18 protein-coding genes, 1 tRNA gene and 7 pseudogenes are annotated in these 24,144 nt (G+C 38.9%); 15 read left to right on the forward strand and 11 right to left on the reverse strand.

Annotated elements, in window-relative coordinates; all coding sequences use genetic code 11:
- Positions 1 to 557: 557 nt before the first annotated feature.
- Positions 558 to 2,210 carry a chaperonin GroEL gene (gene groL, locus AC6ER9_RS02520; RefSeq protein ID WP_497074862.1) on the reverse strand — a complete coding sequence of 551 codons (1,653 nt, stop codon included), beginning with the start codon at positions 2,208 to 2,210 and terminating at the stop codon, positions 558 to 560.
- A 62-nt stretch (positions 2,211 to 2,272) separates the two neighbouring features.
- Positions 2,273 to 2,569 (reverse strand): co-chaperone GroES, encoded by a 297-nt coding sequence (gene groES, locus AC6ER9_RS02525; RefSeq protein ID WP_005774667.1) that lies wholly within the window; start codon positions 2,567 to 2,569, stop codon positions 2,273 to 2,275.
- 229 nt (positions 2,570 to 2,798) lie between these two features.
- Between groES and fumC the strand changes: the two genes are divergently transcribed.
- The 5 genes and pseudogenes from fumC to AC6ER9_RS02550 form a co-directional block, all read left to right on the forward strand.
- Complete coding sequence (gene fumC, locus AC6ER9_RS02530; RefSeq protein WP_497074863.1) at positions 2,799 to 4,187, forward strand: class II fumarate hydratase; 1,389 nt, start codon at positions 2,799 to 2,801, stop codon at positions 4,185 to 4,187.
- 262 nt (positions 4,188 to 4,449) lie between these two features.
- Positions 4,450 to 4,596 carry a hypothetical protein gene (locus AC6ER9_RS02535; protein WP_497074864.1) on the forward strand — a complete coding sequence of 49 codons (147 nt, stop codon included), beginning with the start codon at positions 4,450 to 4,452 and terminating at the stop codon, positions 4,594 to 4,596.
- Positions 4,597 to 4,773: 177 nt separating this feature from the next.
- Positions 4,774 to 5,088, forward strand: a pseudogene (locus AC6ER9_RS02540) (hypothetical protein); the annotation flags it as partial.
- Positions 5,089 to 5,220: 132 nt separating this feature from the next.
- Positions 5,221 to 5,476, forward strand: a pseudogene (locus AC6ER9_RS02545) (hypothetical protein); the annotation flags it as partial.
- Between the two features lie 226 nt (positions 5,477 to 5,702).
- A pseudogene (locus AC6ER9_RS02550) lies at positions 5,703 to 6,008 on the forward strand (lyase family protein); the annotation flags it as partial.
- A gap of 723 nt (positions 6,009 to 6,731) precedes the next feature.
- On the opposite strand, the gene AC6ER9_RS02555 reads toward AC6ER9_RS02550, so the two are convergent.
- Positions 6,732 to 6,816: transfer RNA gene (locus AC6ER9_RS02555), tRNA-Leu, on the reverse strand.
- Between the two features lie 209 nt (positions 6,817 to 7,025).
- Here AC6ER9_RS02555 and AC6ER9_RS02560 point away from each other — a divergent pair.
- From AC6ER9_RS02560 to AC6ER9_RS02570, 3 genes and pseudogenes are all read left to right on the forward strand, one after another.
- Entirely contained in the window at positions 7,026 to 7,631 is a 606-nt protein-coding gene (locus AC6ER9_RS02560) for a YqaA family protein (protein WP_497074865.1), read from the forward strand.
- Positions 7,632 to 7,643: 12 nt separating this feature from the next.
- Positions 7,644 to 8,213, forward strand: coding sequence for a disulfide bond formation protein B (locus AC6ER9_RS02565; RefSeq protein WP_497074866.1), 570 nt, complete (start codon positions 7,644 to 7,646; stop codon positions 8,211 to 8,213).
- 408 nt (positions 8,214 to 8,621) lie between these two features.
- Positions 8,622 to 9,166 (forward strand): annotated as a pseudogene (locus AC6ER9_RS02570) (type II toxin-antitoxin system PemK/MazF family toxin).
- A gap of 665 nt (positions 9,167 to 9,831) precedes the next feature.
- Here AC6ER9_RS02570 and AC6ER9_RS02575 read toward each other — a convergent pair.
- The 3 genes from AC6ER9_RS02575 to AC6ER9_RS02585 all read right to left on the reverse strand — a co-directional run bounded on the left by AC6ER9_RS02575 (position 9,832) and on the right by AC6ER9_RS02585 (position 11,591).
- Entirely contained in the window at positions 9,832 to 10,044 is a 213-nt protein-coding gene (locus tag AC6ER9_RS02575; RefSeq protein WP_497074867.1) for a hypothetical protein, read from the reverse strand.
- A 327-nt stretch (positions 10,045 to 10,371) separates the two neighbouring features.
- Entirely contained in the window at positions 10,372 to 10,644 is a 273-nt protein-coding gene (locus AC6ER9_RS02580) for a hypothetical protein (RefSeq protein ID WP_497074868.1), read from the reverse strand.
- 230 nt (positions 10,645 to 10,874) lie between these two features.
- Positions 10,875 to 11,591, reverse strand: coding sequence for a hypothetical protein (locus AC6ER9_RS02585; RefSeq protein ID WP_497074869.1), 717 nt, complete (start codon positions 11,589 to 11,591; stop codon positions 10,875 to 10,877).
- Positions 11,592 to 12,694: 1,103 nt separating this feature from the next.
- Here AC6ER9_RS02585 and AC6ER9_RS02590 point away from each other — a divergent pair.
- The 5 genes and pseudogenes from AC6ER9_RS02590 to dut (AC6ER9_RS02610) all read left to right on the forward strand — a co-directional run.
- A complete protein-coding gene (locus tag AC6ER9_RS02590; protein ID WP_497074870.1) occupies positions 12,695 to 13,519 on the forward strand; it encodes a VIT1/CCC1 transporter family protein in 825 nt (274 codons plus the stop codon).
- Between the two features lie 135 nt (positions 13,520 to 13,654).
- Positions 13,655 to 13,771, forward strand: a pseudogene (locus AC6ER9_RS02595) (VIT1/CCC1 transporter family protein); the annotation flags it as partial.
- Positions 13,772 to 13,905: 134 nt separating this feature from the next.
- Positions 13,906 to 14,022 (forward strand): annotated as a pseudogene (locus tag AC6ER9_RS02600) (VIT1/CCC1 transporter family protein); the annotation flags it as partial.
- A 962-nt stretch (positions 14,023 to 14,984) separates the two neighbouring features.
- Positions 14,985 to 15,524, forward strand: a complete 540-nt coding sequence (gene dut, locus AC6ER9_RS02605; protein ID WP_497074871.1) for a dUTP diphosphatase — start codon at positions 14,985 to 14,987, stop codon at positions 15,522 to 15,524.
- A gap of 89 nt (positions 15,525 to 15,613) precedes the next feature.
- Positions 15,614 to 15,900, forward strand: a pseudogene (dut, locus tag AC6ER9_RS02610) (dUTP diphosphatase); the annotation flags it as partial.
- A 764-nt stretch (positions 15,901 to 16,664) separates the two neighbouring features.
- Here dut (AC6ER9_RS02610) and AC6ER9_RS02615 read toward each other — a convergent pair.
- Together AC6ER9_RS02615 and AC6ER9_RS02620 are read right to left on the reverse strand one after the other, a co-directional pair.
- On the reverse strand, positions 16,665 to 17,258 hold the full coding sequence (locus AC6ER9_RS02615; protein WP_497074872.1) for a biopolymer transporter ExbD: 594 nt from the start codon (positions 17,256 to 17,258) through the stop codon (positions 16,665 to 16,667).
- A complete protein-coding gene (locus AC6ER9_RS02620) occupies positions 17,258 to 18,130 on the reverse strand; it encodes a MotA/TolQ/ExbB proton channel family protein (protein WP_497074873.1) in 873 nt (290 codons plus the stop codon). Before AC6ER9_RS02620 ends, AC6ER9_RS02615 begins: the two co-directional genes overlap by 1 nt.
- Positions 18,131 to 20,470: 2,340 nt before the next feature.
- On the opposite strand from AC6ER9_RS02620, the gene AC6ER9_RS02625 reads away from it, so the two are divergent.
- Complete coding sequence (locus AC6ER9_RS02625; protein WP_497074874.1) at positions 20,471 to 20,809, forward strand: ElaB/YgaM/YqjD family protein; 339 nt, start codon at positions 20,471 to 20,473, stop codon at positions 20,807 to 20,809.
- 3 nt (positions 20,810 to 20,812) lie between these two features.
- On the forward strand, positions 20,813 to 21,256 hold the full coding sequence (locus AC6ER9_RS02630) for a hypothetical protein (RefSeq protein WP_497074875.1): 444 nt from the start codon (positions 20,813 to 20,815) through the stop codon (positions 21,254 to 21,256).
- Positions 21,257 to 21,399: 143 nt separating this feature from the next.
- On the opposite strand, the gene AC6ER9_RS02635 is transcribed toward AC6ER9_RS02630, so the two are convergent.
- The 3 genes from AC6ER9_RS02635 to AC6ER9_RS02645 form a co-directional block, all read right to left on the reverse strand.
- On the reverse strand, positions 21,400 to 21,960 hold the full coding sequence (locus tag AC6ER9_RS02635) for a hypothetical protein (protein ID WP_497074876.1): 561 nt from the start codon (positions 21,958 to 21,960) through the stop codon (positions 21,400 to 21,402).
- 234 nt (positions 21,961 to 22,194) lie between these two features.
- Entirely contained in the window at positions 22,195 to 22,434 is a 240-nt protein-coding gene (locus AC6ER9_RS02640) for a hypothetical protein (protein WP_497074877.1), read from the reverse strand.
- Positions 22,435 to 23,184: 750 nt separating this feature from the next.
- Positions 23,185 to 23,943 (reverse strand): nuclease, encoded by a 759-nt coding sequence (locus AC6ER9_RS02645; RefSeq protein WP_497074878.1) that lies wholly within the window; start codon positions 23,941 to 23,943, stop codon positions 23,185 to 23,187.
- Between the last annotated feature and the right edge of the window lie 201 nt (positions 23,944 to 24,144).

Below are 24,144 nucleotides of genomic sequence, written 5' to 3' on the forward strand. Positions count from 1 at the left end.
TGATATATTAAAAGCTATAGGGGCTCTATATTTCTTATCTCATACGCTTGTCATGATTTGCAAGAAACTAAACCACCACCAGTTCTCGCACCATGAACCACTCGTACTATGCACTATCCGCGCACTAAGCACCACCACCCCCGTACCACACATCAACCTCGACACCACACATCAACCCCCACACCATGCACCAACCCCCGTACTACACATCAATTCCACCGCAAAATGGTCTTGAAAGTGCAAGGGGTTTTTTCTACTTATTTCTGTAAATTTGTAAAATCGTAAAAACGTGGCACTATAAAATGAACCATAACAATGAGCACTGTGTAGGAAAAAGACGCATCTAGTGACAGTCAGAAAAACGCGCAAATGGAAGGGATCAAATAGAGTATGTTATTCATGAGAATATCAGAGCCGTGATATATTGGAAAACATGGGGATAAAAACCATGAGAGATAGGGAACAAAAAGAGCCTCTCAAAAATATGAGAAACAAAAAAATAGACAAAAAAACGGGTCGAAAAGACCCGTTTCTTTATTTTCTCTAGGGAAAAGAGCTTAGAAATCCATGCCGCCCATTCCACCCATACCGCCCATTCCACCAGCCGGCATTGAAGGCATTGGAGCTTCTTTCTTTGGAACTTCAGCAACCATTGCTTCTGTTGTAATCAAAAGGCTCGCAATTGAAGCTGCATTTTGAAGAGCAGAACGTACCACTTTCACAGGGTCAACAATTCCCAAAGCAATCAAATCACCAAATTCACCGGTTGCGGTATTGTAACCAAATGTGTCAGCATTATTTTCCAACACCTTGCCAACAATAATCGCTGCTTCTTCACCGGCATTGGTTGCAATTTGACGGGCTGGTGCTTGGAGAGCACGACGCACGATATTAATACCGGCTTCTTGGTCAGGATTGCTTCCCTTAACGGTCAACGCACTTGCAGCACGCAACAATGCGGTACCACCACCAGCAACAATACCTTCTTCTACAGCTGCCCGTGTTGCATTCAACGCATCATCGACACGGTCTTTCTTTTCTTTCACTTCAACTTCTGTTGCACCACCCACACGGATAACAGCAACACCACCAGCCAATTTAGCTAGTCTTTCTTGCAATTTTTCACGATCATAGTCAGAAGTTGTTTCTTCAATCTGCGCTTTAATCTGATTAACGCGTGCGCTAATTTCAGCCTTTTGTCCAGCACCATCAATAATGGTGGTGTTTTCTTTAGAAATATTCACTTTCTTTGCCCGTCCAAGCATATCCAAAGTGACATTTTCAAGCTTAATGCCCACATCTTCAGAAATAACTTGCCCAGATGTCAAGATAGCGATATCTTCAAGCATCGCTTTACGACGATCACCAAATCCAGGTGCTTTTACAGCCGCAATTTTCAAACCACCACGCAATTTGTTAACCACGAGCGTTGCCAAAGCTTCACCTTCCACATCTTCAGCAATAATAAGAAGGGGTTTTCCAGACTGAACCACCGCTTCCAAAACTGGAAGTAAGGATTGCAAATTAGACAGTTTCTTTTCGTGAATAAGAATGTAAGGATCATCAAGATCAGCAACCATTTTCTCCGCATTCGTGACAAAGTAAGGAGAAAGATAGCCACGGTCAAATTGCATTCCTTCCACGACTTCCAATTCCGTTTCAGCAGTTTTTGCTTCTTCCACGGTAATGACGCCTTCATTGCCTACTTTTTCCATGGCATCAGCAATCATTTTACCAACTTCAGCCGCACCGTTTGCGGAAATGGTTCCCACTTGTGCAATTTCTGCTGAAGTTTGGATTTTTTTAGCCTTTTTGAAAAGATTAGCCACCACTTCATCAACAGCAGCATCAATGCCGCGTTTAAGGTCCATTGGGTTCATACCGGCAGCAACAGCTTTAACCCCTTCTTGCACAATAGCATGTCCCAACACTGTTGCTGTTGTTGTTCCATCACCAGCAATATCATTGGTTTTAGACGCAACTTCGCGCAACATTTGCGCACCCATATTTTCAAACTTATCTTCCAGTTCGATTTCCTTTGCAACGGATACACCATCTTTTGTGATGCGCGGCGCACCAAATGATTTATCAATCACCACATTGCGTCCTTTAGGACCGAGTGTCACCTTAACCGCATTAGCAAGGATGTCGACACCACGCAACAAACGCTCACGCGCTTCACGGCCAAATTTGACTTCTTTAGCAGCCATTTAATTTCTCCTTGGAGTTTTTTTCACAATAGTACAAGAATGAAAAACTGAGCGCCTCTCAATTAGCCCATAATTCCCATAATGTCCGATTCTTTCATGATTAAGAGGTCTTCGCCATTAATCTTGACTTCAGTTCCAGACCATTTTCCAAATAAAATACGGTCTCCTGTTTTGACTTCTAAAGGCACGCGCTTTCCGTTATCATCCAGAGCACCATTGCCAACCGCAATAACTTCGCCTTCTTGTGGTTTTTCTTTTGCTGTATCAGGAATAATAATCCCACCAGCGGTTTTATTTTCAGATTCAACCCGACGGACAACGACACGATCGTGAAGCGGGCGGAATTGTATATTAGCCATGTTTTAAATCCTTAAAACTGAACATAATTGCATTAATCTTAAAAGTTCTTGCTAGCACTCTATACATGTGAGTGCTAACACCATCCAAGATATAAAATCGGCCTTTCTCAATGTCAAGGATAGCCATAAAATAATTTCTCTTAAATAAAGCTTCAACATCTTGCTTCTTCTTGCACTTTCGCGTTATTTAGCTTTTTTAAGAACCCGTGAACAAAAAAGGATCTTAATCATGGTTGAAACACGTCAGGAAACGGATAGCTTTGGAACGATTGCGGTACGCCAAGATCGTTATTGGGGTGCACAAACTGAACGTTCTCTGCATAATTTTAATATTGGCAGTGAAAAGCAGCCTCTTGCCATTATTTATGCCTTAAGCCTTATCAAAAAAGCCGCAGCTCTTGTCAATATGGACAAAGGCAAACTTCCGCAAAACATTGGAAAAGCCATTGTTACCGCCGCCGATGAAGTTCTTTCTGGCGCTTTTGATGAGCATTTTCCCCTTTCTGTTTGGCAAACAGGCTCTGGTACGCAAAGCAATATGAATGTCAATGAAGTGATTGCCAACCATGCCAGCATGCTTTTGGGGGGAAAGTTGGGAAGTAAAAAGCCCGTTCATCCCAATGACCATGTCAATATGAGTCAATCCTCCAACGATTCTTTTCCCACGGCACTTCACATTGCCACCACATTGCAGACGCGCCAACATCTCTTTCCCATTCTTGAAGCACTCATTTCCACTTTAAAGAAAAAGGAAGAAGAATTTGCCGATATCATTAAAATTGGCCGCACCCATACACAAGATGCAACGCCTTTAACGCTTGCACAAGAATTTTCAGGTTATCGGGTTGCTCTAGAAGCCAGTCTTCAGCGTATTGAAACAGCCCTTGCCGATGTTCAAATGCTGGCGCAAGGTGGAACGGCTGTTGGAACAGGGCTCAACGCCCCGAAAGGTTTTGATGTTGCCTTTGCTCAAACAATCAGCACCCTCACCGGAATATCCTTTAAGACGGCACCCAATAAATTTGAAGCACTTGCCCATCATGGCGCGCTTGCGCATTTCCATGGCAGCTTAAACGCTCTAGCCGCAGATCTATTTAAAATTGCCAATGACATTCGGTTTTTAGGCTCTGGTCCGCGTTCCGGCTTAGGTGAATTAAGCTTGCCTGAAAATGAACCCGGCTCTTCTATCATGCCTGGCAAGGTCAACCCCACCCAATGTGAAGCCATGACCATGGTTGCAGCCCAAGTTTTTGGCAATCACACCAGCGTTACCTTTGCTGCAAGTCAAGGGCATTTTGAACTCAATGTTTATAAACCTCTTATTGGCTATAATGTCTTGCAATCCATTACCCTTCTTGGGGATTGCATGCGCTCTTTTGATCTCCATTGCGTCCAAGGACTACGTGCCAATCGTGTTCATATTCACGCACTCATGGAGCGCTCACTGATGTTGGTCACAGCCCTTGCCCCAGAAATTGGTTATGAAAAAGCCGCTGAAATTGCCAAAGCTGCCCATAAAAATGATACAACTTTGCGCACCGAAGCCCTCAAAGCCGGTGTTTCTGGAGAAGATTATGACCGTCTGGTTGACCCCAAAAAGATGATCGCGCCCCAATAATAAAGAGCCCAATTAAAGAAGAGGAAAACCTCTCTAAACCTTGTTCATAAAAAACATCGGGGCACCACGCCCCGATGATGATAGCCCACAGTATTCATTTTTTAACTCTCCTCTTAAACACTCCCCATCACCCCACTTGAAAATAATTGCATGCGTTCTTTTGATCTCCATTGCGTCCCAAAGAATTGTCTAAGGACTTGCATGCCAATCGTGTTCATATTCACGCACTCATAGGAATGCTCACGCACGTAAGGAGCAACTCTTGCCCCAGAAAGCAGCTCTTGCCCCCAAAATTGCTCCAGAAATTGGTTATGAAAAAGCCGCTGAAATTGCCAAAGCTGCCCATAAAAATGAGACAACTTTGCGCACGCAAGCCCTCAAAGCCGGTGTTTTTAGGAGAAGATTATGACCGTCTGGTTGACCCTAAAAAGATGATCGCTCCCCAATAATAAAGAGCCCAATTAAAGAAGAGGAAAACCTCTCTAACCTTGTTCATAAAAAACATCGGGGCACCACGCCCCGATGATGATGATAACCCGCAGTATTCATTTTTTAACTCTCCTCTTAAACACTCCCCATCACCCCACTTGAAAATAATTGCATGCGTTCTTTTGATCTCCATTGCGTCCCAAAGAATTGTCTAAGGACTTGCATGCCAATCGTGTTCATATTCACGCACTCATAGGAATGCTCACGCACGTAAGGAGCAACTCTTGCCCCAGAAAGCAGCTCTTGCCCCCAAAATTGCCCCAGAAATTGGTTATGAAAAAGCCGCTGAAATTGCCAAAGCTGCCCATAAAAATGATACAACTTTGCGCACCGAAGCCCTCAAAGCCGGTGTTTTTAGGAGAAGATTATGACCGTCTGGTTGACCTTAAAAAAGATGATCGCGCCCCAATAATAAAGCCCAATTAAAGAAGAGGAAAACCTCTCTAACCTTGTTCATAAAAAACATCGGGGCACCACGCCCCGATGATGATAGCCCACAGTATTCATTTTTTAACTCTCCTCTTAAACACTCCCCATCACCCCACTTGAAAATAATTGCATGCGTTCTTTTGATCTCCATTGCGTCCCAAAGACTTGGCTAAGGACTTGCATGCCAATCGTGTTCATATTCACGCACTCATAGGAATGCTCACGCACGTAAGGAGCAACCCTTGCCCCAGAAAGCAGCTCTTTCCCCCAAAATTTCCCCAGAAATTGGTTATGAAAAAGCCGCTGAAATTGCCAAAGCTGCCCATAAAAATGAGACAACTTTGCGCACACAAGCCCTAAAAGCCGGTGTTTTTAGGAGAAGATTATGACCGTCTGGTTGACCTTAAAAAAGATGATCGCGCCCCAATAATAAAGAGCCCAATTAAAGAAGAGGAAAACCTCTCTAACCTTGTTCATAAAAAACATCGGGGTATGAGCGCTCCTATGGTACTCTTATAATGCCCTGATGAGCCCCCAATAATAATAACCCACAATGTTCATTTTAAACACTCATCTCCATCCCACCAATATTTCACCCAAGAAGCAACAGCTATTCGAATAGGACTCAACGCTCGAACAAGCTTTGATATTGCCTTTGCTAAAAACAATTTGCTAAAAACAATCAGTGCCCTCACAAAAATATCCTTTAAGACGGCGCACAATAAATTTTAAAGCGCTTGGCCCCATCATGGTGCTCTTGCGCATTGCCACGCAAGCTTAAATGCTTGAGCCGCGAATCTGTTTAAATTTGCCAATGATATTCGGCCTTTAGGCTCCGGTCCCCATTCCAGCTTAGGTGAATTAAGCCTGCCTGAAAATGAGCTCGGCTCTTCTATCATGCCTGACATTGATTTATAATGATAATATCGCATTTAATTTGAATAAGACACCAAGACACCGTAAGATTTTCTCATTTTAAATCTCTCTCATATAGCTTTATAACTTCGAGAAGGAGACTTTTGCTTCGGTTTGTTCAAGCTGAGGCTTGTGAAGGAAGGTGTATTGAAAAAAACGACACCATTACGCATCTTAGCCTCCAGTTTTGCGGACCAACGGTTGATTATAGGCATTTTATTGGATATTTTTACGCCACGCAGCTCATTTAGCTTGTCGTAACGCACAAGAGACATGGTGTTGGTTGATTGACGATAAACAGATTAAAAAATGAGAGAATCTCATGTTATCTGGGGACTTCCTTCAAAAGGAAAAACAGTGAACATTCCTTATAGACCAACATTTTATAAATCCCCATGTTTTATAAATTAATCGTGTGCGTCATAATAAGATAAAAGTATACATGAAAATGATATGGTTTTAATAAGCCATAGTCTGCTTTATCGGCATATTTACCTTGTCTACCTTGAGGCAAATTTTTTAAGACAAATAAGCTATCATGCGTTCTTTTTTTCCTACTCACTTTTTAAATCACCTTTTGCATTGTACTTTTGGCAGATATCATCAGATATCAAGGTTGTATATAAAAAGCAGTTAAGTAAATAAAAAAATGACTTATAAAGGAAACGAGATAAGCAACGACATCACGCTATATTGTAGAAAATTGATAAGTGGTGCGGGTGGTCGGACTCGAACCGACACTCCTCTCGGAACCAGATTTTGAGTTTGGCGCGTCTACCAGTTCCACCACACCCGCACATAACTATAAAAGACTAAAGCTATAAAAGACACACTTGTCGATTATTTCTCTGCACTATATGAAGAAGAACAGATTCGTCAACAGTAGACTTCTCATTTTTTAAGAATTTCTCTCTTTTTCTTCTCTGTTTTATGGAATATTTTCTTTATCGAACTTATAGAAAACACATTTGTAAAGTTTTTACCTCTTAAATTTATAAAAAACGCATGATATTAAATAAATTAAAGCTTTGGACGATTTCTTTAGCAAATCGACGTACAGCGCCACATTGGCTTGGTTTCATTGCTTTTATTGAAAGTTCTATTTTTCCAATTCCCGTTGATGTTTTATACATCCCGCTGCTGCTTATCCGTCAAAAGCAGGTTTATCGCTATGCTTTGATTGCAACGACCTGTTCTGTTTTAGGAGGCATTGCAGGTTGGTTTATCGGACATTTTGCCTATGACACCCTTGCAAAACCCATTTTGGAAATTTACGGTAAAGTTGAAAGTTTTGAATCTCTGAAAAATAGTGCAACTTTACAATTTCTGATTCTTTTACTGATAACATCCGGTTTTTTTCATCTTCCCCCCATCAAAATTGTCACAATTTTGGCCGGTGTGATGAGTGTACATCTTGAACTTTTCATTCTCATTTGTATTTTTTCTCGTGGTGCTCGTTTTTATCTTCTCGCGTGGTTTATTAAACATTTTGGACAAAGTGCAATGAATTTTTTAAAACAACATTTCAAATGGATTATTCTCTTTGGTTTTGTTAGCCTTCTTTTGATTTATGGGATTTTCATCACTTTTTTTAACAAACAGCTTTTGTAAGGAACAAACTCAATGGCATGTGTTTTGTCTTCCCATCCACTTTTAAATAAGCATCTTCATTTTGAACCCAGCAGAAAAGAACAAAGTTTATGGGCTTTTTTTCTTGCTTTTTGCTTGTCTACCACGGTAGGTCTTGCTCTTGGTTTTGAACATATTGGCGGCTATATGCCTTGCGATTTATGTCTCATAGAGCGTTTTCCCTATTACGGTGCTATACCATTTTTGCTCTTAGCAGGTTTTGGTGCATGGTTTTTTCGTATGCCTTCTTGGATACAACTTTTATTTTTATGTGTTTTTGTTTTAATGAGCATCAGCCTTGTTTTAGCCATTTATCATGCCGGTATTGAATATGGCTTTTGGGAAGCGCCGCTTAGTTGTGGTTTAAACGCCGTGCGAAAAACCTCAAACATTAATCAACTGCTTAACCAATTAAACAACATTCATCCTCCTTCTTGTTCTGAAGCCTCTATGCGTTTTCTTTTTCTCTCATTTGCTGGTTGGAATGTTATTGCCAGTCTCTTGTTCACCCTTATGAGCCTCTATATTGCTTCAAAAGGCATTCTTTCAGTGTACAAGACATAAACTAATCATCCCCACACAGCATCCTTGCTTTTAGGTATCCATAGTCTCCACAAGCAAAAGATACTCAGCATAAAGCCCTCAAAATACAAAAATATCAAATATAAAAATTATCTCCTTAACACGCCTCCATGAACATCATCGACACATCAAAATTCCCCCCACTTTACAACGAATGCAACAACTTTATCCCTATATTTTTCTTTTCATGCATTTGCAGATTGAATGATTTTTATTAATAGCTTCCTCTCCAAAGGAAGGAAAAACAATAAAAACAACGAATATCTGTATTTTATTGTTTTGCTTCTTTGTACTTATCAGCAATATTTTGAGAGAAGCCGGCGGTGAAAAAGCGATCAAATAAGTAAGTGAGAAGACCGATAAAGACCGATAAATATTAAATGATCAACCATACCTAAGCATAAAAAGCCAACGCCTCTCCCTCCCTTGCTCACGCCTTTAGATATCTATCACCTTGAAGCCCCACATACTGTGATGGAACATGATCATGCCGCATAGCGAGAACATGGAAAATTAGGAGATTTAAAGGTTCCTTACACCACCCCCTCATATAAAACCTTAACTCAAATCAGCCCCACACATTAGATACGTTTTTTTTGATGCGATCTTCCTCATAATTCAATGTTACCTGAATTTTAGAAAAACATCCTGTTTTAGAGCTCTCCTAAGAATGCAAAACTCTATGGTAACGTGACGGTTTTGCCATTTTCGACAAAATCTCAACCGAACAATCCTTATGCCTTAAAAGCTCTGATAAAACATAAAAAAGCATGGATTACCTGCAATGATGTAACAACAGTTTAAGTTGTCTTAGTTGCTCACGTGGCGCCCCAAGCTTATCAGAGGAAGAATTTCATCAAGTTGTTGCTTTTATGCTTAAACATTTATGCCGTTTACACCATTGGCTTTTTAAAGAAATAAGCGTATATAAATAAGCATATACGGCATCGATAATGGTTCCCGCTTCCCCGTAAAGAAATATAGGAACAAAGGAGTGGTTTCCCACTCTTTTTGTCACTTAAGTGCTCCTAGCTCTCCCTCATTTAAACGCCCCCATTTAAGTTCTCCTCCCCGTTTAAGCACTCCTAAACATGCCCTTTAATTTAAGATATCCAATAATATCACAACCCTCATCACACAAAAGGAACGATAAACAAACTGAAGTCTTATCCGATAGCAAGAATTATAATTCTCCCTCAATTGTTCCTCTAGAGAACGATAATAAACAGCTCGCAGAGTATATGTTTTTTCTCTATCCCCTTGAAAGCCTCAATTATTCTTCAAGTATCACGCTTCAAGTGTCGTTCCTCAACATGTGACCACCATCACCATAGAACAAAAGCTTATTCATCACTTCCGTTGGCCAGAGATCAATTGACAAGAGATAAACTGGAATATCGATCATCATCTAGACAGTCATGTATTCTTTCAGTGTGCCAACGCCATACAAGCATTTTTATTTTTGTATTTTCATCATGATAAAACATGAAAATATTCTTTTCCTATTGTAGCATCTCCTATTGTAGCATCGAGCAGATTTTTCTATGACGCAAATTTTTCAAGAGAAATCATTAACCCAGCAATAGAGAACAAGGTTTCTTTAGGGAGAGCGAGCATGGTGCGGCGCTTTGACCTTTTCCACCACAATGATAAGTTCAAGCTTTAACCAAAACGATAATACCCCTATTCTCAATGATTTTCGCACCACCTCATCCGCAACAGGCTGCTCCAATATCGATCGATTTATCGGCGCATCTCCTTGAGAGTTTTTTGCGCTTTCGCGCCTTGTCAAAAAAGAAAATATGTTTTTCATATTGAATACCTTTTTTAATGCCTTTGCATTTTCAACTTCATTTCAGTTGATTCGAATGATTTGAATTAAACAATGCCCAAAAAAATCCAATAAAAATAGAGGGTTAAGTTACGAGAAAGAGAGGGTAAGTTATACTGCCCAACAATATCTATTTTTCCCCCTCTGAATAATCATTGAAACTCGATAAAATATTTTCTTATTTAAAAACAATAAGTTATAACCTAGGGGAGAAAGGTAAAAAACTTCCCCCTAAATAGGAAAGCATCCTCAAAATAACCCAAAAAACGACGTAATTTCATTGATTTTTTTTGTTTTTTTCTGATAGAATTAATCGTCAGCTACCTTAGGAGGTGCCCCTCCGGTAGGTTCCCAATGAGCGACAGCCGCTAATTCCTCAATAAGCTTCTGTCTTGGTCGATTATCCTTATCGACCAACTTGTATTGAGCGGCGTGTTCACGAAGCCACTTTATAAGCGCTTTTTTAACAGTTTTACCTGGTCCAGACTTGCTCACCGCCTCCCATGCTGCCACAACAGCCGCAAGTTTTGGAACATAGTGTGGATGATTTGGATCTTGAAACGCATATTTTTGATCCTTCACTTCACCAGAATCATTCTTAGGGAAAAAATTCAGGATAAAAATGGCGCAAGAAAAGCCAACAAAAAATAAGGGGGTAAGTTATGAAAACTATAGGGGAGGTTTCAGTCTTATGTGCGGTTTTTTCACCCTAACTTATTGTTACAAAAAACGTTTTTAAAAAGATAAAGAATATTTTCTTATGTAAAAACAATTACTTATAACCTAGGGGGGAGTTTAATCTATCCTCCCCCCTAGAAAGGCATTTCTGAATCATTAAAAGGAACAGAACAAATAGAATGATCACTTTTTTTAGTGTCTTTTTTTTCTGATAAAGAAACGCTAGCTTTTTTCGCAGGAGCGCCTCCTTCAGGTTTCCAGTTAGCAACACTTGAAACCTGCTCAATGAAATCCTTTGTTAATTCACCATTTTTCTTTACATATTTTTTAGCATTCTCTTGCAGCCATTCTGCAAGCGTTGCTTTAACGCTTGTACCACTCTCAGCCTCACTCACCGCTTCCCACGCCGCAACAGCTGCAGCAAGCTTTGGAGCATAACGCGGATGATTTGGATCTTGAAACGCATATTTTTGATCTTTAATTTCATCAGAATCATTCTTAGGGAAAAAAAATTCAGGGCGCTGCCCCCGTGATAAAAGCCATTTTTTTAAATCTTCAACGAGAACAAGTGAGGAAGGTTCATCTATATCCTCTGGAAAACCCGCCTGCCATTCTATCATTAACCGATGGTTTTTTCCTGCTTGAATGATGGCATGATAAGCTGCTCGAAAATCAGCAGAACCCTTTGAAGATAACCAATCTTCATCTTTGTAAATAATACTACTTTGTAGTTTTCTTAAGTCAGCAACTCTACACCTTTCAGGATTCAAACCAGCTATTAAAAACGCTGCCTGCACTATTGTTAATTTTTCATAAAGCCCCCATAATGTCAAATCGTCATCAATTTCCATATATTCCCCGCCTTTCTCTACGAAATTTAACCATTTTTTAAAACGCTAAAATAATCATCTATAAAGATTATGCACTTCTCATATTGCAACTCATCCCATTCATCAAAATGAAGACATCCCCCCTTCCCTTGATCCACAAGCAAATGATTGTGATTGATTCAATATAAGAAGTTTTGAAGTAAGAGAATCCTACTGAATTTGGGGCTTTCGTGCAAGATATTAAGGTAAGGGACAAAGCGAACAATGCCCCCTTCATAAAGCGTAAATTTTCCTGCTGCATTCCACAATTTAATAGAGAGTATCTCTTCTCTCGTTTATGCATTCCAACCTTTAAAACCAGTCCCAATTACAATACAAAAGATAATTTGTTAGACACAAATAAATCCACTTCAATGCCCATAATATCCTGAGAGGACAAACTTGCACTTAAAGCGAGATGCAAGACGTGAAAACTATCCAATAAAAATGCCTTCTCATGAACCATGTTAAAAACTGTCGCAAACATTGAGAACTAAGATTAAATGATGACATTGGCATGTTCTTTTATGAAGCATCAAGATGTGAAGACTCAAAGTATTTCATGGGGAGAACTTATATGATTTCATGGAGGGAGTTTATAGTCTTTCACGGAATGGCGTTTATATCATTTCTTTCATGGGGGCTTTAGCGCTATACCCCTTCACGCGCGCCCTTGCGAAAAGGAATTTTGAAGTATTGAAAAAGATTTTTTAAAAAATTCTCTCAATTTCCAAGAATTGTTATCGTCTTTTTGAACACGTCAAATAAATGATCGTGTGAATGATACGCTGGCTTATTTCTTTTCATACATATCTTGGAATATCAATACATGAGAATGCTCCATTGCAACGCCTCTTTAGCAAAATCAAAGCCTATTTTCTTTTCAATTCTTATCACGCACCTCTCTCAACACCCCTTGATAAATCTCTTTTGTTTTCTTGCTTTGCCTGATTTACTTTCATGACCTCTCCGCATTCTTTTTTTCAGTGCAACCTTTTTGCCATTTTGAAGTTTGTAACTTTTAGGTTGACTTTCAGTTTATTTTTTATATTTTAGAATTATTCTAAAGTGCAAAGGAACAGGGAATGTTTAAATCGTTTTTTTCATTTGTACAACGTAAAGCTCTGTTCTTTCGTTCAGCACAAAAAATGATGCTTCAAGCGCTCAAAGCGAAAGAGCAGCATGCTGCACTCTATTTAGGATATGCAAAAGCTCTAGAACCTTATTCCTCTAAGGACGCCGCGGTTTTTACGGCCATGGGTCTTCAAGAGCTTGAAAATTATAAACAACTTTTATGTCTTTCCTGCCATAATCGTGCACACACAGCCGATGGATTGTGTGAGCAAACTTCTTTTATGAAAAGGCAAAGGCTTATAAACAATAAAGGCAGCCATTCCACCGCAAAAACAACAGCAGCCAATCAGACAAAAAAGCCTTCGAAAGCGGAAAAGCAAACATTATTGACATGGATTCAACCCGGTCTTGCAGGGTTAATGGATGGCTCTGTCTCCACCCTTGCCCCCATTTTTGCCGCCGCTTTTGCCACGGGAGAAACGCATCAAACGTTTTTGATCGGGCTTTCGGCTTCCATTGGTGCAGGACTTTCAATGGGATTTACAGAAGCAGCCCATGATGATGGAAAATTATCGGGACGTGGTTCACCCTTGAAAAGAGGTCTTGCCAGCGGCACTATGACAACATTAGGGGGACTAGGTCATACGCTTCCCTATTTGATCAATTCTTTTTATGTCGCAACATTCATTGCCTGTATCATTGTTTTTTTCGAACTCGGTGCCATCGTCTGGATTCAGAATAAATTCATGTCGACTCCTTTTTGGCGCGCCTCTTTACAAGTCATCATTGGGGGAGCTTTGGTTTTTGCCACAGGGATTATTATCGGCAGTATTTGAAAAAAAACGCAAATCCGTACAAATCCGTCATTGAGCTCTCTCTTAAGATCCTCCTTTTGTACAAGAACATCGTAGAGGAGCATCATATAAAGGCATAAAACCATCGTTGACAGTACCCTTATTGAAAGAAATAATGCTTTTGTCTGGATTCAGAACAAATTCATGTCGACCCCTTTTTGGCGCGCCTCTTTACAAGTCATCATTGGGGGAGCTTTGGTTTTTGCCACAGGGATTATTATCGGCAGTATTTGAAAAAAACGCAAATCCGTACAAATCCGTCATTGAGCTCTCTCTTAAGATCCTCCTTTTGTAAAAGAACATCGTAGAGGAGCATCATATAAAGGCATAAAACCATCGTTGACAGTACCCTTATTGAAAGAAATAATGCTTTTGTCTGGATTCAGAACAAATTCATGTCGACCCCTTTTTGGCGCGCCTCTTTACAAGTCATCATTGGGGGAGCTTTGGTTTTTGCCACAGGGATTATTATCGGCAGTATTTGAAAAAAACGCAAATCCGTACAAATCCGTCATTGAGCTCTCTCTTAAGATCCTCCTTTTGTACAAGAACATCATAGAGGAGCATCATATAAAGGCATAAAACCATCGTTGACAGTACCCTTATTGAAAGAAATAATGCTTTTGTCTGGATTCAGAACAAATTCATGTCGACCCCTTTTTGGCGCGCCTCTTTACAAGTCATCATTGGGGGAGCTTTGGTTTTTGCCACAGGGATTATTAAGAGATTATTATCGGCAGTATTTTAAAAAAATACCGCGTCCCTCATAATTGAAAAACAACATATTGATTGAGATAATCTAGCGTTATTCAACTTGAATGAGAAACCCGAATACCGTAAGATTTTCTCATTTCAACTCTCTCACATTGCATCAACCAAAACTATGTCTCTATGCACGTTGCAAACGGGAAAAAGCCTTATGGATAAGACTGTATCATAAAAATGTTTTTTCATGAATTGTCGAGAAATGCCAAGGTCAGTCGGCAACACTCAAAGGCTGGTACAAGTATATGATAATGCCGGCTTATTACTTCATAAGCGTAAAATTAGGGGGGAAGCGCGATAAATTTATCGTTATACCATTCACAAACCACCGCCGTAAAATGGGTGTGACGTGCACTTTGAGAGATGTTTTTTTAACAAGTGCATAAATGTGCAGCGCTCTCTCTTAAGATCCTCCCTTTGTACAAGAACATCGTACAGGGACCGTGTATAGAGGCATCGTATAGAGAGCATCAAATCATCGTTGACAATGCTCAAAGGGCTCTTAGAACCTAAAGAGCTCTTAGAATGTTTCGGCATGCTTTGAAGTCTTGTGGATCAACAAAAGAAGATAGCCAAGCTCTGGGGACAACCTATATCAAAAAACCTTTATCGGCTTGTTTTATGGATATCTTTTGTTAAAGTATTATTTTTCTAGCCTTCATATTTTGGAAATACCTTGATCATGCCGCATACACAAACCAACGCACCGCAAAACAACCAAGAAAATTGTGTTTCTTCAAAAACTGCACAATCCATAACTTTATCCGTCGAGATTCTTGAACACGGACAAGGTTTAGAGCTTCCTCACTACGCGACAGAAGGTTCTGCCGGTCTTGATCTACGTGCCGCTCTTGGCGAAGAAGAAACGCTCACCCTTGCACCAGGGCAGCGTGCTCTTATTCCAACAGGTCTCATTTTTCATTTATCACCAGGGTATGAAGCACAAATACGTCCACGCTCTGGTTTAGCTTTAAAACACGGTATTACATGCCTCAACACCCCAGGAACGATTGATAGTGATTACCGTGGCGAAGTCAAAGTGCTTCTCATCAATTGTGGTCAGGAAGACTTTTCGATTGAACGAGGTATGCGCATTGCTCAAACAGTCATTGCCCCTGTAACAAAAGTTAATGTTTGCGCCATTGAACCAGAGCAAAAAGACAGCCAAAGCCATACGAAAAGTCGTGGTACAGGAGGTTTTGGTTCAACAGGGCATACTTAAAGAGCTCTCAAAAAAATCTTTACCCTTGAAAATCGTTCCCTTATTCCAACAAACCTTTCCCTGATCATTTGATTTTTTTTGGGAGGTGTAAAGCACAAATACGTCCACACGTCTCACAAAACTTTAAAACATGGTATTACATGCCTCAACACCCCAGGAACGATTGATAGTGATTACCGTGGCGAAGTCAAAGTCCTTCTCATCAATTGTGGTCAGGAAGACTTTTCGATTGAACGAGGTATGGCGCTTGCCCAAACAGTCATTGCCCCTGTAATAAAAGTTAATGTTTGTGCCATTGAACCAGAGCCAAACAGACAACCAAAGCCATACCCAAAGCCGTGGTACAGGAGGTTTTGGTTCAACAGGGCATACTTAAAGAGCTCTCAAAAAAATCTTTACCCTTGAAAATCGTTCCCTTATTCCAACAGACCTTTCCTTGATCATTTGATTTTTTTGGGGTTCCTTTGGGGGGGTGTGAATCATAAATACGTCCACGCTCTGGTTTAGCTTTAAAACACGGGCATCACATGCCTCAACACACCAGACACGATTGAGTATAATGATCCGGAAGACACATCATCTTAATTGGATTAAGAAGAATTCATGATCTTAATTAAAATTAAGCAATCCAAAGGTCATAAAATTTTCTCACTGCCGATCTGTTTTTTCATCAATCAAAACCACCTAGATATTACAAGCGGAGCTAGCCAAATAGATAAAAACGAAAAATGCTTCTACAGATATGCCAAGAATAAGCGCATTGAGAAAAACAGCAAAGCGTATAGTGACGCCTCCCTTACTCTTTTATGAGACAAAAAGATGATAAAGCATCAAGATTGTAGCGCTCAATAGATTTATCCTTATTTTATAAGAATATTACACCCTTCATGAGCACCGTTGCAACAGCTTTAAAGTCATGAAAACACATAAAACAATGACAGTGATTGTTTTATGATTGATCTCACCTCTTACAGCAATTATGAAAAAATTTTACAAATCCGATAAGACCTATTTACCATATCCAGACAGGCATATTTGGTTTAATCAATCGATGATAATCTCATCATCAATTTCACTCTATGACTTTGATATGACTTTGATGAAAGTGCTTTATTTCCTTCAAAAAAGGCTATTTTTTTCTCACGGGGCAGAAGCTGTTCCAGAAATATGAGCGTTTCTTGGCTCATTTACCGTCATCGTCTGCCCCACCACATTAGCCCCCCCGCCTTCAACAGCACCGTTTGTCACAACAGGTCCATTTATTCCATCAACTGTTTTATGATTACCCCCACCCCTTGCAGCAAGATTAGGAGAATTTTGTAATCCAACAAGACCGATTTTACCGTATCCCGATAAACGTATTTGGTTTAATAAATCGATGACAATGCCATAATCAATTTCACTATCGGCTTTAATTAAAATTTTTGTCTCTAAATTTTGCTTGGTTTCTTTCAACAAGTTTTCTCTTAAAGCGGCTTGTTCTATCAGACGATCACCAATGTAAAGAGAACGGTCTTTTTGCAAAGTCACATACAAAGGCTCCTCCGGCTGAACCACTGAAGGCGCTTGAGTTATCGAAGGAAGCTGAACAGGAATAACAGATGTTGCCAAGGGTGCAGCAACCATAAAAACAATCAGCAACACCAACACAACATCAATAAAGGGCGTTACATTGATTTCACTGTGTAACCCACTCTCATCTGTCTCCAAATCATCATTAAAGCTTGCTTTCATTATTTATGACTTTTCTGTTGTCTTTGTCGATCAAGTTCACGGCTCAAAAGCCTTTCAAGAGCTGCAGCAATATCACCCAAATCACTGCGATAACCATTCAAAGCACGCATAAGGCTATTATACATAACAACGGCAGGAATCGCTACAAAAAGCCCAATCGCCGTTGCAAATAAAGCTTCAGCAATTCCAGGAGCCACCACATCAAGGCGCGTTGTTTGCGATTGTGCAATCCCAATAAAAGAATTCATAATTCCCCAAACCGTTGCAAAAAGACCTACAAAGGGCGCAATGGCACCAATGGTTGCCAGAACAGCGCTTCCACACGCAATACGTCGTGTTGCAGAAAGCAAGCAGCGCGACAAAAGCGAATGAACCCTTTCTTTTAAACCCTCATGCACATCGCGAACATAAACATCGCGAGAAACATCTCCATATTGATCATTTTCCTCATAAAAGAGAATATCTTCAAGCGTTTGTGAACTTTTTCTTGGATTGCTTCTCTCACCAGCGCTTTCACTTGTCCCTTCAGAAGCAATAAAATGAACCTGTTGTGTCGAAAGATAGACCTCTTTTAGAACTTCTTTGAGAAAAAACACCCCTGCCCCTTTGCTTTCTTTCAAACTAGCAGCCAAACGCGTAAGAGTCTGAGCATTAAGAACAAGCTGGTGTTCTTGACGCACGCGTCGTTTTGCCAAAGTGATCTCAATAATTTTTACAAAAGCAATGGTCCAAGACATCAAAGAAGCAAGCAACAAAAGAATGATAACAGCTTTCACCACAAAATCAGCAGCCATAAACATCGAAAAAGGAGAAAAATCATGTACGGCCAATACAGCAGAACTATTCTCTAAAGGGACTGTTTCAGATTCCATTTTTATCTCACACTTTCGTGGTCTTATGTTTATTTATATTTTATGCATTCAACCGTCATCCCGCAGAGCATCACTCTTCCACAATGCTACTTCCTTTGTAACGTTACTTTCGCATTTCTTAAGAAAGAAAACTTGATAAATCAAGTATAGTTTTATTGCCCAAGCCCTCTCTGTATTCTTCAAAGAGATCCCTCAAGATTTTTTTACACGCCTTCAACAAGTTCATCTGACTTAAACGCAATTTATTCCGTAAATTTGGCAAAATAATAGACTTGTGAGAAATATTTCATATAATATTTTAATAAGCAAGAATAATGCCTCATCTTTCTACTTACAAGCCATTGACTTATAAGAATAATTTATCATCCTTCCTGTTGAATAAAACTCTTCATATCGCAAGCTTTTCTCATTTCCACTTCTCTTTATACATCCAACAAAACATTGGCTAACATGAGATAATTTGTACGCGATCCGCAACCAAGATCAAAGATGGCGCTCTTAAGAATATTCACCTCTTTAAAAATCAATGTTCTAAAAATCAGAATTCTAAAACTTTCCTCTCACCATTTAAAATATGCTATGAATATTTTAAAAAAACAAGGAATATAAATAGATTGATTTATAATGATATTTCACTTTTTTCATGTTGAATGAGAACCTTGAATACCGCAAAATTCTTTCATTTCAAATTTCTTGATATTTCATCAATCAAAATCATATCTCTTGCACATCAAAAGTAGCGCTAGCGCGTGAAGTAAAATTGGATAAGAAAAACGTGCTTTTTCATGGGAACCCTTTTAAATGCCAAGGGGGCGGTCCACAACACTCAAAGGCTCGCACAAGTATGTGAAGATATCGGCTTACTTCTTCACAAGCGTAAAAATGGGGGAGAACAATAGATTTTATACTCTTTCTAAAGAGGCCTTATCGTTATACCCTTGCCCAAAACACCACCGTAAAATGGCTATAACAAGCGTTAGCGAAATGTTACTTTAAAACAAGCCGGTAACTGATAGGCCGCACCTCCTTAAAGACACATGAAAAACAAAAGCGTAAGACAAGTAAGCAATCTTTATTTTTTAAAGGACATTGCTTTAGATGCTTTTAAAAGCCGTAAAAACGAAAAGAAAGGCGTAAGGCGAGCCATTGTTTTTCAGCTTAAATCATATTTTTCCTAAATTAGGCTGTATACCCGTTTCAGAGATGATACAAATGAAAGCTACGCGATACCCTTTTTTTCAAAAAAAAACTAACGTTGCTCATAAAGCTCTTCTTCGTTTCAATTTTTGTCTCAAACATGCTATTATGTTAAGGTTGGATGTTGCCTGTAAGGCAATAAAAAAAGCACAAACTATTTTGAGAAAACGAGGCAAAACAAAGCCATAAAATTAAAAACTGACCAGCAGACCAGCAATAGATTGGAAAAATATCTCAGATTTTTGATAAAACACTTTGCCAAACAGCAGCCATAACACATTTTTCTTTGCATCTTCTTATTCTTAAAGGGATTCTGTGTGATTTTTCCTTAATAAAAGCGCTCATTTAAGACCTCAAATGCATAAGAGAGACGCATATTTTTTGCTACAAAAGCCTCAAAATAACTTCACTTTTCTTTCAAAATTTCTTCTGCAAAAATCTCACTACAATGGTGTTTTTTTACTGACATACATCTTACAAATAAATCTCAATGGACCTTTTTTTCAAGAAAATCTTGTGACGAAATCACACCCCGTTTCACAGCATCAATCCGCCCCATTTCATAGCATCGAGCATGAGTGATATAATGGAAAAAAGCACGCATTTATCGTCTTTTAAGCCTTCAACCACCATCCAACCCCGTCATAATAATTATCCCTCATCACAATATTTACCTTGCGCAGCAATGCCTTATGAAGACGGCTTATACTTTATGAATCGTCCTCGTTGGCCTTTTCATATCTCTTTTAGAAAACCTTTGGATATGGATTTTTTTATTAAATCATAAAAAGCTATAAGCACCTCTACATCTTGAGAGGCTTTGCTTCTCATGGCTCAAGCCTCAAGATATCTTTGAGAAACCTTTTATAAAAAAAACGGCACCATGAGAAGCTGAAAAATGGTACTCCTATTCAAGTGCCTAAAACAATTTCAATAGATGCGATTCTTTAAAGGACAGAGCTCCTCTTTATAGGCCGAGTGATCGATAAAATTTATTTTATAAAAAAACAGTTTTAAATTGCCCAAAACGAAGGGAACCAAAAAAAACTTTTGGCGTTACCCCAGCAGTAAATTTTTTACTCCAATGCAAATAATTACGCTGAACACACCAACACAAATATATCCAGAGAGGGAAAGAATATCATGAATAATAACAAAAAAACACAAAACAATAAAACAGACGCAGAAAAAGACCTACAAAAAGATCTACAGGGACAATTAGAAACGTTACGCCATGAAATTTCAGGGATGGCTTCAACACTGACAGATCTTGGTTCAAAAAAATTCAATGTAGCCAAAGACAAAGCAGAAAAACTGTATCACTCAGCCAAAGAAAGCAGTGAAGACATCATGTCTCAAGCAAAAGATAAAATCAGTGATCTTGAACAAACGATGAATGAATGCGTTCGCAAAAATCCTGGCAAAAGTGTTTTGTTTGCCGCAGGCGTTGGTTTTATTCTTTCTCAATTACTGCGTCGTTAAGCAATGCATAAGTTTATTGCTCCTCTTTTAAACCATCTTGTCGGTGGAGGGCTTAAAAGCACTGTTAAACAAGTGCGCCTTCAAGCCATTTGCTGTGGGGTTATTGGCATTTCATTTTTCATGGCTTTACTTTTTTTATGTATCATCGGTTTTATTGCCTTATGTTCTGTTATGACACCCCTTGCCGCCGCCAGTATCATGTTTTTAATTTGGCTTTTTCTTGCAGGATTAGCGTTTATCATCAACCGTGTTCTCAAGGCTTATCAACGCTATAACCAACAAAAAAAGACCGAAGAACAACGCCATAAACTCATGACAGATGCGACCGTTTCCAGCCTTGCTGTTCTCAGTCAACATCTCCCTTTTGCCAAGTTGAGTGTTCCCATTCTCGGACTTGCAACTTATTTTTTGTGGAAAAAAGATAAAAAAGACCGCTTTTTAGAGTAAAATATGTGATGTTATGTGTGTAATCCCCCCCGAAGTGCTTTCTTTTACAATAAAAGAAAGCACTTCTTTCGTTTTTTTTAAGCTTCCTTAAACTCTTGAGAAAAAATCCCCTTCATTTGAGCTAAAAATTCCATAAAACCGCTTCAATACTTTTCACACAGCAACCCATGTTTCATAAACATAGCAACATTAGGCCATGCCTCAGCTAAAAATTCTGGGTTTATTTGAAGCAATTTAGTGTGTTTTGAAGGTAAGGTATCTTCAGTTTTGCCATGTTCTATTTTTTCATAAGCTATTTTTTTATGACCGTAGGTCATGTTGTTGATTTGATTGTGTTCAAATTTTTCTGAACACTCATTTTTATTACAATTACAATTGAGCCTAGGGATTGTATATTCTATGTGCATTTTTTCGGCGAAATGCCTGTATCTTGTTTTTGATGTTTTTTGCTTTAAAAATCTCTCTAAAATCCACTGAAAAAGACGAATTTCTTTGTGCAGTTTTTCCACCGAAGCTTTGGCCGGCCAGCCAACAATTGCAATAATCTTTTGCATTCTAGAAAAAAGCAATGATGTAAATGGTGTAGCTGCAATTAAAGCATAAGAGGCTTTGATTTGCCGGACCAATCCTTGAAAACAAGGCAAAGCATCCTTTTGTTTTTCCTGAGCCTCTAAGACTTCATCAACTTTTTTGTTGAAGTTCATGATACCCGCGCAACAAGAATACGCAAATCAACACCGCAAGCTGCTATAATTCCATAACCCACGGCTTCGCGACGAAATAGCATTTAAAGTTACCAAAATCCCGCATGACAATACCCCCAATACCCCCTTGCATAACAATAAAAGCAAAAGTCATAAGGGTCATGAAGGCAATCGATGAACACACGCCTTTCACTGCGTTTAATTTCAATCCCGATAACGTCAAATCCTAATCATTTATTCCTGTAAAAAAAAGATAAGAACGCCACCTTTTATAAATAAATGTACTGTTCCCAACAAAGTAAAAAGAAGTTTACCTTCTGTCTCTCGTATAAAACCGGCCCTCTCTAATTTTTTAGCCAATCCAATGAGTTGTCCCCGACTTCTCAAACCCATTTCAACCGTTTCTGCTAATTTTCTATATTCTATATGATGCTCATCGATCCATCTTTCAGAGCCTTTCTTAATCTTGATCATCTCATCTCAAAAAACCCAGCTTCTCTTCCTCATCTGTTTGTAAACAAGTCTCAACTGCTCTTAGTATATTGCACCTGCCGATCATTTATGGGATTGATTTACATAAGGTTGCACAAGTAAATCCTGCCTTGTCTATTTTTTACTATATTAAAAGACTGAACGTGTAAAAAGATTATATGACCTTATATCACCACCTTCAATGACGGTGTTTAGGGCATAAGAGGATCATTATTATACCTTCTTTCTTAAAGGCAAAAAAACACCCCTTTTCTACAAAATGTTTCTTGCAGAATTAGCAACGATAAATTAAATTAGGGAGCATTAAGGAATTTAACTCGCCGTATAGGTATTTTAGAAACCCTTCTGTTCTAGAAGTTGGTTTTTTTGCCATTATATTTCCCTCACTTTGAAAAAAGCATGTCAAGGCGACAGGTTATATTAAAAAAAGTTTTTCAATATGGTAACGATTTCAAATAACTGCTTTTTATAGCAATACAACCTATCATAACAGCGAAGCAAAACAACCTATAGAGAAGGGAACGCGCGCGCATAGAGCGCTGTAGTAAACAACCTATACACGTAAGCAAACTTTAAACACAAATAATTTTCCAAACACAACAATTTTCCATGACGAGGGTTGTCCATCAAGATTTATGGGGCTTGTGGTCAACTTTTACCTGTTAAGGCTCCCGTTGAAAATCATTGTGGAATATTGTCTTCATTTTGAATGCTCTTTGAGAGGATTCTTAATCAATTATGATCAATGGGATTATAGCTCCCGTGATCTCTTCTCCACTCTTCTGGTTGTTGAAATTGGCTCGACCACAAGCCAATTTGTTCTTTTTGAGCCGTTAATTGTAAGTTTTTATAATCTGCTGGGGATGGAAAATTATGCTGATCTTTTGTCAAAACCATCAACCCTTCTGCCAGCCCTAAACGTGCAAGATCAACCCCATCGACAAAACATTGTGCATAATGAATTTGTTGAATGACACGGGATTGCCGGCACGTAACATTTTTATCGATCGTTTTTGAGACAAGCCACGCCGTGACAAAAGCCCCACAGGGCCACTTAATCCCATTGCGGGTGGCAAATTGCCGCATTTCACAAGTTTCCACACCATAGAGGCGGATATCACGGATGATCCTTTTTCTCCACTCATCATCTGTTGGGGTAATCATTTTAAAGGTAACACCACTTGTGACCTGTATAGCACCGGAATAAACGGGAACATTTTCTTCATAAAACTGTGCTGCCAATTGTGCTGCCAATGGTTCCTGATTCAATGGCCCTTGGTGCAATGGCTCTTGGTGCAACGTGACATCCTGTTGGTTTTTGTTGTCTATAAATTTTGACTTCGAACTTTGAACAGATTTTTCCAATCCTTGAAAGAAATAATTTTGAACAATGTTTTCAAAATTTTTGCTAAAATAAAAGTATCCTAAAATAATAATAGAGATTAAGAGCAAATATTTCAGTACTGATTGACGATATTTAAAAATTATCATTTTGAATATTACTGTATTTTATTGTTTGTTTACTGAAAAAAGATTAAATATTGTTAATTTATTAATAGAAAAAAATATTTTTTTCGTTTATATGATTCCCAATTAATATTTTAACGATTAATTTTATAATTAACTTAAACATAGAGCGGGGGCTTTTCATAAAAAACATAAATAATTCGTTCATCAATGAACGCATCTTAC

It is taken from the genome of Bartonella sp. SL317, from assembly GCF_059687655.1.